Genomic DNA, 15278 nt, shown 5'->3' with positions numbered 1-15278 from the left:
GATGAGATGGCCGAGCAGGCGGCGCTGGCCATTACGGATAGTGTGGCAGCTTCGCGGAGCTTGCTTCCCCCGGATCAAGTCCGGGGTCGCAATGACGAATATGGAGTGCGCGAAAACGGGGGGACTAAACCTCGGAATCCCTCAGCGTCACCAGCCCCGCCTCGCGCTGGCGCTTGAGGTCGGCTTTGAGCGCCTCGGGACGCCTTGCAACCACGAAGCCGAAACTCACCCCGCCTTCCTTGCTCAGCGTTGCGTGGTGCAGCTTGTGCGCCTGGACGATGCGCTTGGCATAGCCGCGCTTGGGCACGTAGCGGAACCAGCGCTGATGGATCAGCCCGTCGTGAATCGCGGTGTAGATGATGCCGTAGATGAGGACACCGACCCCCATCCACGTCGCCGGCTCCCAGCCCGCGCCGCTGTTTCCCCAGCGGCCATAGGCGAACAGCGATATCGAAATCGCCGCACCGACGATGCCATAGAGATCGTTCTTTTCGAACATATTGTCGTGCGGTTCGTGATGGTCGCGGTGCCAGCCCCAGCCAAAGCCGTGCATGATGTATTTGTGGCTCGCCCAGGCGACGCCCTCCATGGCGAGCACGGTGACAAGAATGATCGACAGGGCGGCGAGTGGGGACATGCTATCAAGATAGGCGCGCGCCGGTGCGATTGGAAGCTTGCCAGCCGCCGCGCCGATGTTAGCGTGCGCCCGAACCTGCCCCGACTGGAGACCGTGACCATGACCCGATTGCCACTTACCCTAACGTTTCTGGCCATTCTCGCCGCCTGCTCGCAGAGCGCCCCGACCGACGCCCGCGCCAACGAAGCCGGTAAGACCGCCGATGCAGCAGAGAGCGTTACGCTTGCTCGGCTCGATTGCGGCACGATCGAGGTCTCCGACCTGTCGGTCTTCTCGGTCGCGGGCAGTTACAAGGGCGTCCACAAGACGCTGACCGACAGCTGCTACCTGATCCGCCACGGCGACCAGCTGATGCTGTGGGATACCGGTCTGCCGGGCGATCTCGCGGGCAAGGGGCCACAGCATGACGCGGGCTGGACGATGGAGCTCGCGCGGAGCTTGGTCGATCAGCTCGCCGATCTCGGCATCAAACCTGCCGATATCGACATCGTCGGGATCAGCCATTTCCACAATGACCACACCGGCCAGCTCGCGATGTTCCCCAATGCCAAGCTCCTCACCGGCAAGGGCGACTGGGACGCGATCACCGCAGCCCAGCCCGACGCGGGGCTCAACGTCGCGCCCTATGCGCACTGGGCCAAGGACGGCGGCAGCGTCGAGCCGGTCTCGGGCGATCATGACGTGTTCGGCGACGGCAGCGTCGTGATGCTCGATTTGCCCGGCCACACGCCGGGCCACACGGGACTGAAGGTCGTCACGCCCGGCAAGACCTATCTCCTCACCGGCGACGTCGCGCATTTTCACGCCAATTACGACGCCGACGACGTGCCGACGTGGAACACCGACAAGGCGGCGAGCGTCGAATCGCTCAAGCGCTTCAAGGGCATTGCCGAAGAAGCTGGCGCGACCGTCGTTATCCAGCACGACCCCGCCGATATCGGCCTCGTCCCCGCCGCCAGGGCGTCGGCCAAGTGAGGGCACTGCTCAGCGAAGCGCCCGGCGGGCCCGAGACGCTTGTCTTCAGGGACATCGATCCGCCCGTTGCCGGACTCGGCCAGCTGCTGATCGACGTGAAGGCGTGCGCGATCAACTTTCCCGACGTGCTGATCATCGAGGATAAATACCAGTTGAAGCCGCCGCGCCCCTTCGCGCCGGGGAGCGAAATCGCGGGTGTCGTCAGCGCGTTGGGCGAAGGCGTCAGCGGCTTTGCCGTCGGTGACCGCGTCATCGCCGCGACCGGCTTTGGCGGCCTTGTCGAAACCGTCGCGGTCGCATCAGCCTCGGCCTATGCGCTGCCCGCCCGGTTCTCGTTCGAACAGGGCGCAGCGCTGCTGATGACCTACGGCACCGCGATCCATGCGCTGCTCGACCGCGGCCGGATGAGCGATGGTGAGACCGTGCTGATCCTCGGTGCCGCCGGCGGCGTCGGCATCGCCGCGATCGAACTGGCCAAGGCGTTCGGCGGCCGCGTCGTCGCGGGCGTGTCGAGCGAGGCCAAGGGCGAAATCGCGCGCGAAGCCGGAGCCGACGACGTCGTCGTTTATCCGCGCGCGCCGTTCGACAAGGATGCGTCGAAGGCACTGGCGGGCGCATTCAAGGACGCGCTCGGCCCCCATGGTGCCGATATCGTCTTCGACATCGTCGGCGGCGATTATTGCGAGCCCGCGCTGCGATCGATGGCGTGGCAGGGGCGCTATCTCGTCGTCGGCTTCCCCGCCGGCATCCCCGCGCCGCCGCTCAATCTCGCCCTGCTCAAGGGCTGCGACATCTGCGGAGTCTTCTGGGGTGCCTTCGCCGCGCGCGATCCAAAGGCAAACGCCGCGCACATCGCACGCCTGTTCGACCTGTGGGCCAAGGGAAAGATTTCGCCGCGCGTCACTGAAACCTATGCGCTCGAACAGGGCGGCGATGCGATCGCCAAGCTCGCCTCGCGTCAGGCGGTCGGCAAGCTGGTCGTGACGATGTGATGCGTTGAGTCGGGACAGCAGAAAGCTGTCCCTTCGCGCTGGGTCTGGCGGAAGCCAGGAAAGACTCAATAAATCTCGGCCTCGCCGATCGTCCGGCGATGGTCGAGCACGGGGATCTGCGCGCGCGCATCGGCGACGAGCTGCATATCGATGTCGGCGAAGCCGAGCCCCGCCTCCTCGCCCATGTCGAGCGCGACGCGGCCCCACGGGTCGACGACGAGCGAATGGCCATAGGTGCGCCGCCCGTCTTCATGTTCGCCCGTCTGCGCGGGCGCGATCATGAAGCACGCGCTCTCGATCGCGCGCGCACGGATGAGGACGTGCCAGTGCTCGCGCCCGGTCGGCACGGTAAATGCGCTCGGCAGCGCGATCATGTCGCACCTGGCATTGCCCAGCGCATCGAACAATGCGGGGAAGCGCAGGTCGTAACAGATCGCGAGGCCCAGCCCCCCCCACGGCGTATCGACCGCCACCGCGCGCGTGCCGCCGTCATAGACGTTCGATTCGCGCCAGCTCTCGCCGCTCGCCAGCGTCACGTCGAAACGGTGGATCTTGTCATAGTGCGCGCGGATTTTACCCGTATTATCAATGACAAAGCTGCGATTGACCCGCCGCCCTTCGTCCCCTTCGGACAGCAGGGGCAGCGACCCCGGATGGACCCAGATGCCCTCGTCGCGCGCGGCATCGCAAATCGCCTTCAGAGCATCCGAATCGCTCTCCACAACGATTCCCGATGCCGATCGCACCCGGTCGCTATCGAGCAGCACCGCCATCTCGGGCGCGAACAGCATGTCGGCGCCGCCGCGTTTCGCCGCGCCGATCGCATCGACGATCGCCGCGGTATTCGCGACCGGATCGATGCCGCTCGTCATTTGCAAAAGGGCGATACGCATGCCGCCAGCCTAACCGCTGGTGGGGCGAAGTCCATGGTCGATCGCGGGCGATGGGCGTTGGCGTCGGGCCGGCGAGGCGCTACGACGATGCGACCGCAATGGGGGCAGGTCGACACTATGGGGGATGCGATCAGCGTGGCATTATCCTGCGATCCGACGGTCGAGGCGCTTGCCGACCTGTTGCGGCCGGCGCTCGGGCTCGATCCGCGCGGTGAGCCGCCGCAGGTCGATGCGGCGATGGTCGAATTCGCGCGCAGCCGCCATCGCGTCGGGCCGCTGCTCCACCTCGCCGCCAGGCGCGCCGATCCCGAGCGGGTCGACGAGGCCGCAGCGCGCGCGCTGACTGGTCTCTATCGCAACAATGCGAAACGCACGCTGACGCAGCGCGCGGCGCTCACCGACGCGACCGCGTTGCTCGAGGCGCATGGCATCGCCTCGGTGGCGATCAAGGGAGCGCAGCTCGGCGAGCAGCTCTACGGCGATAGTGCGGCGCGCCATGCGAAGGACATCGATATCCTGATCGCCCCGGCAGATGCGCGCGCGGCGTGCGACGTGATGCGCGCGGCGGGGTATCTCCACTGTTTCGATATCGGCGCCATGAGATCGCGCTGGCCGGCCTGGCGGATGCGCGTCCTCAAGGATACCGGGTTTGACGAGCCGGGGACGGGGCGGACAATCGAACTGCACCAAAGGCTGTTCCCGATCGAGCCGCGCACGCTGACGCCGGACTTCATCTCGGCAACGCGCGACGAAACCGTCGCGAGCATCGCGAACAACCATTATGTCCTCTACCTGATCCTCCATGGCGCGATGGGCTATTGGCCGCGACTCAAATGGCTCGCCGACCTGAGCGCGCTGCTCCGAACGGTCGACGATGATCGGGTCGCCGCGCTGCGCAGCCTTGCCGAGAGCTATGAGTGCACCCCCGCGATCCTTGCCAGCCTGCGGCTGGTCGAAGAGGTTTTTGCCGGCAGCCTGCACGACGCCTGGAAAGACTGGGTCGAAGACCAGGGTTCGCATGCCGCAGCGCAAAGGCTGGTCGTCGCCTATCGCGCCTCGCTGTGCGGCAGCGATCCCGCCGCACCGTCGCAGCCATTGCGCAAGGACAGCTTTCCGACCGCGTCGTGGCATGTCTTCGCGGGCGCCATTCCTCGCCCGTCGATCCTCGCGCGGCGCGTGGCGATGGCGAGCCTGACGCAATTCGAACGACTGCTGCAATGAGCCGGGCGCGATTTCGCCAGCGCGGGCGCGAGGGCGCGTATCTTGCCAATCGCACCGTCTCGTCCATAGTGATCGCCATGGGAGTGGGCGCAATCAGCAAGGTCGTACGACGCAGCGGAGCATGGGTCGAGGCGGTATCGGCGCTCGCGGTCGCGCGGCTGCTCGTCAGGTTCGTGCCGTTCCGCTTCTGGCGGCGGACGATCGGTCCGATCGCCCCACCGGAAGGCGACGAGGCGCCACTGGCAACCGATAACGCGACGTTGGCACGGGCCAGGTCGGTCGGCCGGCACGTCCGTCGGACGGCCTCGCGAATGCCGTTCGAAGCGGTCTGCCTGCCGCAGGCGATGGCCGCGCGCTGGATGCTCCGGCGCCGCAACATCGCGACCCAGATCCATTTCGGCGCGCGCCCGGGCCAGGATGCTCAGCCGTTCGACCTCCATGCCTGGCTGATGCTCGGCGGCGTCTGCCTGACCGGCCAGGAAGAGCTTGCAAGCTATCGCGCGTTCACCAATCGCCGGTCGGATAGCTAGGGCCTCGTGCAAGAGCCGATCGAATCTGCGGGAGACTGGCGAGAGCTGATCGCGTCGATCCATCGCTATGCCGGGCGGCGGTTGCCCGTTGCGATCCTGGTCGTCACGATTGCGAGCGTGCTCGAGGGGATCGGCCTCGTCATGCTGCTGCCGATTTCACAGCTCGTTTTTGCCAGCGAAACCAGGCCGGGGTCGCTTTCAGCCAAGATGGACGTGCAGCTGAACGCATGGGGATTCGATCAGGTGATCGAGAAGATGGCGCTGTTGTGCGCCATCTTCCTGGTGGTGATGCTCGTCCGATCGGTCGTCCTGATCCACCGCGACCGGCGCATGGCGCTGCTGACGCAAGGCTATGTCGATTACCTGCGCAGCCGCCTGTTCGCGACGATCGCCTATGCCGACTGGCCCGTCATCCGGCGCATGCAACGCGCCGATCTGCTCAACAACATGACGACGAACATCGCCCGGATATCGGTCGCGATCCAGTTCCTGACACGGTTGCTCGTCACCGTGACGCTGGTTGCCGCCTATGTCGTCTCGGGGTTCGTGGTCAGCCCCGCGATCGGCCTGATCCTGCTCGGCGTTATCGCGCTGGCGACCGCGACGGCGCTGGTCTGGAGCCGTCGCAGCGGACGGCTGGGTGAAACGTTGAGCCTGCGCAACCGCAAGGTCATGAACTGGACCACGCGCTTCCTCGAAGGACTGAAGGCGGCCAAGGTCTATGGCGCAGAGACGGTTTTTATTGGCGGGTTCGATGCCGCGATTGCCGATACGCGCGCGATCTCTATCGACTTTGCGACACAGCAGGGGCGCATGCGCCGCGCGATCGAATTGCTCGGCGCGGCGGCCGCGGTCGCGCTGCTGATGATCGGCTACGGATTGGTCGGACTCAAGGGCGCCGAGCTGCTCGTCATGGGAGCGGTGATCATCCGGCTGGTGCCGACGCTTTCGACCGCGCTGTCGGGTCTCCAGTCGGTTGCCTTCGCCTTGCCCGCTTATGCGGTTGCCGAACGGTTGCGCCGCGACATGGAGCGCCAGCGCCCCAATGGCCGTGAGATCGACCAGCCGCCCGCGCGGTTCGATGCGACGCCTTACCCGATTTCACTGCGCGACGTGACGGTGACGACGCGAGAGGAAGGCGCCGAAAAGACGCTGCTGTCGGCCGCGCATATCGACATCCCGGCAACCGGCCTGGTCCATGTCGGCGGTCCGTCGGGGGCGGGCAAGTCGACACTGGCAGAGCTCCTCGCCGGACTTTACCTGCCGAGCGCGGGAACGGTCGTGGCGGGGCCGCTGGCGCTCACCGCATCGCAGTGCCCGGCGTGGCAGGCGCGGATCGCCTTTGCACCGCAGGAGCCGTTCCTGTTCGATGGCAGCGTTCGCGAAAATCTCTGCTGGCCCAATCTCGCGCCGAGCGATGCGGCGTTGTGGGATGCGCTGGCGACGGCGGGAGCAAAGGATCTCGTCGCCGACCTGCCCGAAGGGCTCGACCATTCGATCCGCGACGGCGGCAGCCGGTTGTCGGGTGGCGAGCGGCAGCGGCTGTGCCTTGCCCGCACGTTGCTGCGTCCCTCGGCGATATTGATCATCGACGAGGCGACGTCGGCGGTCGATGCCGCGCTCGAGGCCGAGATATTCGAACGTTTGCGCACCCTGGCGGAAACAAAGTGCATCATCTGCATCAGCCACTCGACCGCGCTCAACGCGATGGCCGACTATCGCATCGTGATAGCGGAGGACGGAGTGGCAGGCGGAAGCGTTTGATTAAAGAGTTAATCCACTTTAGGCATTAGCGGCGATACGCGCGGGGGGGATGGCGATGGATACTGTGACAAGCTCGCCGGCCGGGCGGGCCGTTCTGCGCGACCGTCGCTTCATCCTGATTGCTGCGTTGACGTTGGTCATCGCTCTCTATTTCTGGACGCAATCGCGTTACCCTTCGCTCAATCTCAAGGCCTCGATGGGCGGCGATTCTCCACTGACAGGCATCTCGTTCGATACGTTGGTCGAGGTCCTGCCCAACAGCAGCCTGTGGTGGGACATCACCGCCAACGCGATCAACTGGGGCTATACAAACTGGCGCGGAATGACCTTCGGCGTGTTGTTCGCGGCCTGCGCGCTGACGCTGCTGGGCCTGATCGAACGGCGTCAGTTCCAGCATCCGTTCGCCAATGCTGCGCTCGGCGCGGTCATCGGCGCACCGCTCGGTGTCTGCGTCAATTGCGCTGCCCCGATCGCGCGCGGACTGCACGGCGCGGGCATGCGGCTCGAAACGACGCTCGCGGCGCTGATCGCCTCGCCGACGCTCAATGTCATCGTGGTCAGCATGTCGTTCGCGCTGCTGCCGACCTATATGGCGGCTATCAAGCTCATAGCGATGCTCGGCTTTATCCTGGTCGGCATCCCGCTGCTGACGCGTTATGTCTTCGTTCGCGAAGCCGCGGCGACGAGCCCGGGCGCCGTTGCAAAGCTCGAACACGACCAGCCACGCAGCTGGATCATACGGACGCTCGAACGGCTGCGTCCCGAACAGGAACTGTGGGCGCCCGGTCTGGGATGGATCGCTGCGCTCGGCTGGTTGGCGCGGACCTATCTGCGCAACCTCGCTTTCATCGCCGCGGTGACCGTACCGCTGATGCTCATCGCCGGCATATTGGGGTCGATCCTGGTCTCGATCTTCCCGTTCAGCGAACTGCTTTATCATATCGAGTTGTCGGGTCCGCTGGCCAAGACGTTGTTCCTGGTTGGCGTCGTTGCTGCGGTCGCGATCTTCCTGCCGGTACCGATCGCGTTCGACGTTATCATGGCCGTCGTCCTGCTCAATTCGGGCTGGCCGGCAAAGTTCGTCGTGCCGATGCTGCTCGGCCTGGGGTCGTTCAGCATCTACTCCTTCTTCATCATTGCGCGCGCGATATCGGTCCGCGTGGCAGCGACGATGATGGCGATCCTCGCGATCATCGCGGCGCTTGGCGGCGTCGCTGCGCAGCTGATCGACGGCAGCATCCGCACCGCAGCGCATGCCAATACGATCGCGACGCTGCACGACGCCAAGGATTTTGCCAATGCGCCGGCCGATCGCGCCGAGATAAACAGCCGCGCGAGCATGACCCAGAAACTTTCCGCCGGGGCGATTGGCTATTCGCCATTTGACCGACCGGTCGCGCATGACGGCGCTGGCCAAATCGGACTGGCGATCGCGCCCGCTGTGGCATCGATGGCGGGGACGGCCGGGACGGCCGGAAGTGCGGCGTTCACGCGCCTGTCCGGTCCGGGAATCGGCATCGACGTGCCGCCGTTTTTGTCGGGCACCGAGATGGTCGAGCCCTATACAATGTACGCGGGCATAGCGGCGGGCGATATCCAGGGTGATGGCTGGACCGATGTCGCGATCGCGCGCGATGCATCGCATGGCGGCATCTCGCTGTTCGCCAATAACGGGGGCCGCTTTGTCCGGCAGGCGGTCGACCTGGGTCCGCTCGAAGGACATTTCATCAACGCGCTCGCGTTCGTCGATCTTAACGGCGACGATCGCCCCGACCTGTTTGCATCAAGCTATCTTCACGGCGCCTATGTTTTCTGGAACCATGACGGCGGCTTTGACGTCGCCGACTTTGTCCGCCTGCCCAACGGCGATGCCGCGATGATCGGCGCGCCGGGTTTTGCCGACCTCGACGGCGACGGCGATGTCGATATCCTTGCCGCCAACTGGACGATCGGAACGACGGGGAACAATCACGCGCCCTTCCTGCTGTCGTCGCGCGACCGCATCCTGTGGAACGATGGGGGTCGGTTCACGCCGCAATTGCTCGACGGCCTGCCCGGCGAATCGCTCACCTCGCTGATTACCGATATCAATGCCGACGGCCGCCCCGACATCCTGATCGGCGACGATGTTTCGACATCGGACAAGGTCTATCTCAACCGCGGCGATCGCCGCTTCGTTCTGACGAAAAAGGAAGATGGGCTGATTCCCTGGCTGACCTCGACGACCATGAGCCTCGATGCCGGCGATCTCGACAATGATCTTTCGCCGGATCTCTATGCCGCGCAGATCGCCTTCAGGCGCAAGAAGGAGCAATGGAAGATCGGCGAAACCTATTGCAGCGACGTAGGCACCGCGCCCGACGACCGCAGTCGCTGTTTCATCGATTTGCGTAACCGGGTTGCTGCCTATCGCGCTGCGAACGGGCTCTATGCTCGTTGTGACGAGATTGGCGAAACGCAATATCGCACGGCCTGTGCGCTGCGCAGTGCGATCATGGCGTCAGGATATCGCGCCGACGCGTCGGCATGCGAGGCAATGCCCGCGCGATGGAGCGACTGGCGCCAGATGTGCGAATTGGCCAACGGGCCGCGTGTCAAAGACGGTGCCGACCAGTTGATCGCGCGCGGCTATGTCGGCGGCGTGAGGGGGCGCAACGTCTTTCTCGAGCACCGCGCCGACGGCAGCTATGAAGACCGTGCCAAGGCGCTCCATGTCGATCAGCCCGGCTGGGCGTGGAATGCCAAGTTCGTCGATCTCGACCAGGACGGCTGGCAGGACCTGTTCGTCGCGACGGGTTTCCTCGTTCATCGCAGCTATATGCCCAACACCTTCTACCGCAATCATCGTGGCCTCGGGTTCGGGAACGCGACCGATCGCGCAGGGCTGGCCGATACGGTGCCGACATCGACCTACCTGCTGCTCGATTACGATCGCGACGGCGATGTCGACATCATCCGTGCGTCGGCGACGACGCAGCCGATCGTTCATCGCAATGATCATCCTGCAGGCAGCGCGTTATGGATCAGGCTGGTTGACGCGATCGGCAATTCGGCCGGGATCGGCGCGAAGATCGTCGTCACCAACACCGACGGCACGCGCCAGATGCGCGACATCCGCCAGAGCGGCGGCTTTGCTTCCGCCGATGCACCTCAGGCGCACTTTGGCCTCGGCAAGGCGAATTCGGTGCGCCGGATCGAGGTCGTCTGGCGCGATGGCGCACGGACGAGGATCGACGGCCCGATCCCGGCCAATGCCGAACTCGTCGTACGGCGCAGCAAGGGCTGACTAGTCGGTGCGCGGCCAGTGATTGGCCTGGACCCAGCGATAGAGATCGAGATCGAGCGCCGAGTCGGCATAGATCCGCGCGCGGGTCGCCTCATCGAGGGTGAAATGGCGCTGCAGGCTCTCGGTCTGGGTCGGATGCGACGACGGCAAGGGGATAGCCTTGTCGGCGCGGCGATAATGACGCCAATCGTGCGCGATGCCCATGGCATCGCTGACCAGCGCCAGGCCGGCGTCCCAAGCATCGGTCGTCGTCACGAACCAGCAGCGTTCGAGCAGCATCTTGGCCAGCGCGAGCCTTCGCTCGGGAGGGTCGGGGAGGTCGGCTCCGGCAAGGCATCTGGCAAAATGCTCGACGATGAAATTGCGATGCTCGACGTCGTAATAGCTTTCGTACCATTCGTCGAAACTGCCCGCCGCCTTGCCGCGGCTGCGCCGGAAATTGTACAATGAGACGCAGCGTTCGGCCGGGTCGCGCACGACGGTGAAATACCGCACGTCGCGTGGTTCGGGGACCAATGCGTCGATCCCGTAATACGTCTGATGTCCGCTCAGGACCTTGGCCTTGATCCGCTCGTCAGCAGGTCGATCAGCAAATTCCGGGCGACCCAGGCGCTTGCGATATTGGCGACCCCAGTTTGAAAACGTGATGAAGCTCTCGTCCATGGAGAAATGGTTTTCGAGATGCGCCTGGAGCGTCGTTCCCCCGCATTTGGAGACGTGCAGGAATATCCACAAGGGTGGCAGGGGGATGTCCGGCGAACTCATGCTTCGATCAGCCGATAGCCAAAGCTTTCAAGCAGCTCGTGATCACTCGCAAAGACGCTGTTGATCGCGGTAATATCGTCGCGCGACAGGCGGGCGATCTGATCGGCGTTCATGTTGCGCAGCGGTTCGTCGTAGAGCGACTTCACCTTGATCCTCTGATCGAGCGTGACGTCGCCAAGCGCGGGAATGAGCGCCGCGATCGCGTGTTCGATTGCGCCGGGCGTATCGCACATCGCCTCATAGGTGAAACAGGTCGAGCGATCGCCCAGCGCGGCGACGTTGTCGCGCTGGTACCGCATCGCGGTGATGACATGGCGTGCCGCGACCACGCGACGGTCTTCACCCGGCGGGATCGGTCCAGGATCCGCGCGCCGGCAGATGCCTTCAACGACAGCATAAGGATTGCGCACCATGATGAGGAACTTCGCGTCGGGGAAATGCGCGCGCAGCTGGTCGGCATAAAGCACGAAGGGCGGGCTCGCGACGACGAGGATCGACGCGTCGGGGCTCGCAGCCTCGGCGTGGAAGAGCCAGGCGCGCTGCGTGCGGATCCAATCGAACGCAGTCGGGTCGCGGAACAGGGCAATCGCGCCGGGGTCCGCCGCCCAGAGCAGCCGCGTACCCGTGCCGCGCGTGCTCGGCCCGTGAAAGCCCGGGACATGCTGCCCTTCGCGCGGCAACGACAATGCACCGCTCGACTGCGCGAGCGCACGCGCCAGAAAGGTCGATCCACTGTTGTTGGGTGCCAGGATGAACAGGTTCGCCGTGCTGCCGCCCGAAGGGGCTCCGTCGTCGCGTACGACCCGGTCGTTCACGCGGTCCGCCCCTGGTTGAAATGGTGCGCGGTGAGCATCGCCAGATAGGCGTCGTACCAATAGCGCAGCGCCTCGATAAGCGCTGCGTCGCGACTTGCGCCTGCCAGCTGCCGGTCCATCCGCCATGGCTTGGCCTGGCCGTTGAAATGCAGCACCTTGGCCTCACTGAGCCGGACCGGCTCGCTGGCATGCGAATCGATCCGGTGGCCGATCATCAAATTGTAGGCGGTGCTGACCAGCGTGACGCATTCGTGGAATTCGAGGTTGAGCACGGCCTGGTCGGTATGCTGCGACAGAACTGCTTGCCATGCCGTGGGCGCGAGCCGCGCGCGCAGCGCCTCGGCGATCGCCGGACCGCGTAGCGCGGCGTCGATCAGCATCAGGCCGGCGTTGAAGCTGGTCGCCAACGGGTCACCATCGTCCGCGGCGATTTCCTCGAGCGTCATGCGGTCGCGCCGGTTGCCGCGCAGCATCGCGCCATCGGGACAGGCGACGAGCCGGGTTTCGCCATCGAGCAGTCCGGCGACATCGCCCTGGAACAGCAGGTCGCTGTCGCAGAACAGGACCTTGTCATAACCGGTCAGCGCGAAGCTTTCGAGCGACAGGAAACGATCGCGTCGGGTGGCAAGGTCTGGACGCGCGGCAACGAGGTGATCGATTGCTGCGTCAAGTTCGGCCGAGGCCCGGCGGCACGACACGCGCGGGAATTGCGCCTCGAGCGTGGGCGCGACGCGATCGTCGGGATCGGCGCAGAAGACGATGATATCGCCATCGAACCAGCGATTGTGCGCGAGGAACGAGTGAATCATGACCTGCGTCCCGACGAGGAACGAGGGCGAGGTGACGGTGGCAAGAGCGATCGATGGCTTGGCGCAGCGTTGTGGCATCGGCTCAGCGGTCCTCGACCGGATAATCAAACAGCGCGAAATCGCGCGCATAGCGTTCGTTTATCATCTGGCGCAATTCGCTGTCGAGTTCGACGCCCGCGATGCGCGGCACGGCGTTGACCCGGCGCAGCGAACCGGGGTCCGCGCCGAGCCGGGGGGCTATCGCGGCAAAATCGACGTCGAGCGTCTCATGGCGCAACAGGCGCGTGACGCGCAGCGCGCCGGCCTCGTCGCAGACGAAGCGATGCTGCGGGCGGAGCAGGATATGGCGGCTGCGAACCGGATCGCCGAGCACCGCCTTCATCGTGCCGAGCGGATCGTCGCGCATTGCCGTCGTCTCGCGAAAATGGAAATGCGCATAGGATACGAAGCGGTCGTAGGGATCGCGCACGACGGCAAAGCTGAACATCGCGTCCCACTGGCCGGGCAACAGGAACGGGGCAGCGTCGTCCCATCCGAGATGGCCGTGGCCGATTGCGGCGAGCGCCGAGACAGGGAACAGCCGCGTTTCGTAGAGCGTGCACTGTTCCCAGTCGTTGGGCGCGAGCAGCGGCCGGATCGCATTGCGGATCGCATGGCCTGCCGTCTTGGGAATTGCGACGAACGCGAAATTGCGGCTGAACGAGAGGATCATGCGAAGTCGAGGAACTGGAGCGCCAGACGCAACGCCTGGGGGCGCCCGGTCATCGTGCCCGCGCGGATTGCGGCGAGGCGTGCGCGCAGCCGCGGCATGTCGAGATACCGCGCCCTACTCGGCTCTGTCGCACGCGTATCGAGGCGATCGGCAACGATAACCATCGCGTCGGTCAGGGCCTGTTCGAGCCAGGCGCACCGGATCGGTTCCAACTTGCTGTCGTTGAGGCGAATCGAGTCCGGGAGCAGGCCCTTTGAGACCTCTCGCATCAGCCAACGCCGCGTTCCATTCTGGCGGAACAGGTGCGGCGGCAGGCCATAGATGAATTCGAGTATGCGGCGATCGAGCAGAGGGTAGCGATATTCGATGCCATGCCGGCGACCGCTTAACGCCCAGTCTTCAATCCGTTGGGTCGTTGCATTGACTTCGAGCTGGTCATGGAGAACCTGCCGGACGCTCGTTTCGCGGATTCGAAGAGTGGGAAACGGGTTCGTTCGGGTCAGCAAAGCGGGATCAACAAAGCTTTGGCCAGTTCGGCCTCGCGGGCTTGAAAGTCCTTTCGGGAGGACGCCCGAGATCAGCTGGCGCAAAGCGTGGTAGAAAACGCGCAAGCGTTGTTTTGGACCGGGACCGTCAGCCTCGTTAAACAAACGCGACCACCGGCCTTGCCAGAGTAATTCGGCTATACGACCCCGCCCATTGAACGAAATGCCTTCGTCGCCGCCCCAACCCGACAGGATAACGTCAACGCCATCGGCGCTGGCATCGCGCTGGATCGCGGCTTCATGGAGCAGGTTTCGGATGTCGGGTTCGCACGTCCAGTCGCGTCCGAACAGGTCTGCCATTTCCGCAGCGCTAAGTTCGGGCGACTCGACGCGCAGCCCGAGCCGCGCGCGAATGGCCTCGGTCAAGCCCGCCTCCTCCTGGGGTAGAGCATCGGGGCGAAGCTGGTGCCAGCAATAGCCAACCGGATCGGACCAGGCATTCCGCCGCAGCTTGGGCACGGCAAGCGCGGCGACGAGCGACGAATCGAGGCCGCCGCTCAAATGGACGGCAGGCGTTTCAATACCGGCCACGGCATCGTCCATCACCCGGTCGAGCATATCGCGCGCGGCGGCGACATACGCGTCATCGTCGGGCAGGTTGATCGGCGCGACATTTTCGGGTCGCCAATAGCGGCGCAGCTGGCAGAATTCGGTTGAAACCGTCAGGCAGTGTCCGGCTTCCAGCCGGCGGATGGCACGATAAAAACTACGGTCGCGCGGCGCAAAACGGCGCTGGAGCAGCGCGCTCGCGACAAAGTCGTCATCGAGTTCATCGGAGACCGCTGGCGATGAAAGCAGCGCTTTGCTGTCGCTGGCGAACAGAAACTGCTGATCGTCGAGCGCATAAAAAAACGGACGTGCGCCGATATGATCGCGCGCGCAGAACGTCCGGTTCCGGGCGGCGTCGTAAATCGCGAATGCATAATCACCCAACAGGTGATGTGGGCATTCTTCGCCCCATCGGCGATAGGCGGCGGCGATGAGCGCGAGATCGTCTGCTGCTGTCAGCCCGAGCGTATCGAGCAACCGATCCCGATCATCGATACGGGAGTCGGCCACGATCATGAGATCGCCATCGCAGCGAAGCCCATCGCTGCCGCAGCTGTTGGACTTTGTAGGAAACGCGGCAAAGGTCGCCGGGCCGGTCGCTTCGCGAGAAAATGGGCCCGGTGAGTTCGTCGCTTGAGCAAGAATAACGGCTTCGATGCCGTCTGTCGTCTGAAGCAAGCGACGCCCGAATGCACCGCAAATATCGTGCATTGGCTCTGCTTTTTACTAGGATATGATCCCGAAAACCGACGTTGGCCCTCGGACGCTAGGCGAACGAATCGGTC

13 protein-coding genes are annotated in these 15278 nt (G+C 64.7%); 6 read left to right on the top strand and 7 right to left on the bottom strand.

Annotated features, from left to right (window positions below; translation table 11 throughout):
* Positions 1-124 precede the first annotated feature (124 nt).
* Entirely contained in the window at positions 125-637 is a 513-nt protein-coding gene (locus tag FSZ31_RS00535; protein WP_147121127.1) for a sterol desaturase family protein, read from the bottom strand.
* A gap of 99 nt (positions 638-736) precedes the next feature.
* On the opposite strand from FSZ31_RS00535, the gene FSZ31_RS00530 reads away from it, so the two are divergent.
* Complete coding sequence (locus FSZ31_RS00530; RefSeq protein ID WP_147121126.1) at positions 737-1612, top strand: N-acyl homoserine lactonase family protein; 876 nt, start codon at positions 737-739, stop codon at positions 1610-1612.
* On the top strand, positions 1609-2604 hold the full coding sequence (locus FSZ31_RS00525; protein WP_147121125.1) for an NADPH:quinone oxidoreductase family protein: 996 nt from the start codon (positions 1609-1611) through the stop codon (positions 2602-2604). The genes FSZ31_RS00530 and FSZ31_RS00525 overlap by 4 nt, the downstream gene beginning before the upstream one ends.
* Positions 2605-2669: 65 nt before the next feature.
* Here FSZ31_RS00525 and FSZ31_RS00520 read toward each other — a convergent pair whose 3' ends face one another.
* Positions 2670-3497 (bottom strand): carbon-nitrogen hydrolase family protein, encoded by an 828-nt coding sequence (locus FSZ31_RS00520; protein ID WP_147121124.1) that lies wholly within the window; start codon positions 3495-3497, stop codon positions 2670-2672.
* A 135-nt stretch (positions 3498-3632) separates the two neighbouring features.
* On the opposite strand from FSZ31_RS00520, the gene FSZ31_RS00515 reads away from it, so the two are divergent.
* The 4 genes from FSZ31_RS00515 to FSZ31_RS00500 are packed head-to-tail and all read left to right on the top strand — an operon-like array spanning position 3633 to position 10298.
* Positions 3633-4718, top strand: coding sequence for a nucleotidyltransferase domain-containing protein (locus tag FSZ31_RS00515; RefSeq protein ID WP_161595910.1), 1086 nt, complete (start codon positions 3633-3635; stop codon positions 4716-4718).
* A complete protein-coding gene (locus tag FSZ31_RS00510) occupies positions 4715-5248 on the top strand; it encodes a lasso peptide biosynthesis B2 protein (protein ID WP_147121122.1) in 534 nt (177 codons plus the stop codon). Before FSZ31_RS00515 ends, FSZ31_RS00510 begins: the two co-directional genes overlap by 4 nt.
* Before the next feature lie 6 nt (positions 5249-5254).
* A complete protein-coding gene (locus FSZ31_RS00505) occupies positions 5255-7012 on the top strand; it encodes an ATP-binding cassette domain-containing protein (protein WP_147121121.1) in 1758 nt (585 codons plus the stop codon).
* Positions 7013-7067: 55 nt separating this feature from the next.
* Positions 7068-10298 carry an FG-GAP-like repeat-containing protein gene (locus FSZ31_RS00500; RefSeq protein WP_161595909.1) on the top strand — a complete coding sequence of 1077 codons (3231 nt, stop codon included), beginning with the start codon at positions 7068-7070 and terminating at the stop codon, positions 10296-10298.
* Here the strand turns inward: FSZ31_RS00500 and FSZ31_RS00495 are convergent, their stop codons facing one another.
* Genes FSZ31_RS00495 through FSZ31_RS00475 form a run of 5 tightly spaced genes read right to left on the bottom strand, consistent with a single transcriptional unit; the run spans position 10299 to position 15204 of the window.
* A complete protein-coding gene (locus FSZ31_RS00495) occupies positions 10299-11063 on the bottom strand; it encodes a sulfotransferase family 2 domain-containing protein (protein ID WP_147121119.1) in 765 nt (254 codons plus the stop codon).
* Positions 11060-11878 (bottom strand): sulfotransferase, encoded by an 819-nt coding sequence (locus tag FSZ31_RS00490; RefSeq protein WP_161595908.1) that lies wholly within the window; start codon positions 11876-11878, stop codon positions 11060-11062. The genes FSZ31_RS00495 and FSZ31_RS00490 overlap by 4 nt, the downstream gene beginning before the upstream one ends.
* Positions 11875-12765 carry a glycosyltransferase gene (locus tag FSZ31_RS00485; protein WP_161595907.1) on the bottom strand — a complete coding sequence of 297 codons (891 nt, stop codon included), beginning with the start codon at positions 12763-12765 and terminating at the stop codon, positions 11875-11877. Before FSZ31_RS00485 ends, FSZ31_RS00490 begins: the two co-directional genes overlap by 4 nt.
* Before the next feature lie 4 nt (positions 12766-12769).
* Entirely contained in the window at positions 12770-13399 is a 630-nt protein-coding gene (locus FSZ31_RS00480) for a sulfotransferase family 2 domain-containing protein (RefSeq protein ID WP_147121116.1), read from the bottom strand.
* Positions 13396-15204, bottom strand: a complete 1809-nt coding sequence (locus FSZ31_RS00475; protein ID WP_147121115.1) for an asparagine synthetase B family protein — start codon at positions 15202-15204, stop codon at positions 13396-13398. Before FSZ31_RS00475 ends, FSZ31_RS00480 begins: the two co-directional genes overlap by 4 nt.
* Positions 15205-15278: the final 74 nt, after the last annotated feature.

The sequence above is a fragment of the Flavisphingopyxis soli genome (assembly GCF_007995095.1).
Classification (GTDB): Bacteria; Pseudomonadota; Alphaproteobacteria; order Sphingomonadales; family Sphingomonadaceae; genus Flavisphingopyxis; species Flavisphingopyxis soli.
Note: the sequence above shows the minus strand (reverse complement) of the source record. Positions and strands in the feature narration are given on the sequence as shown.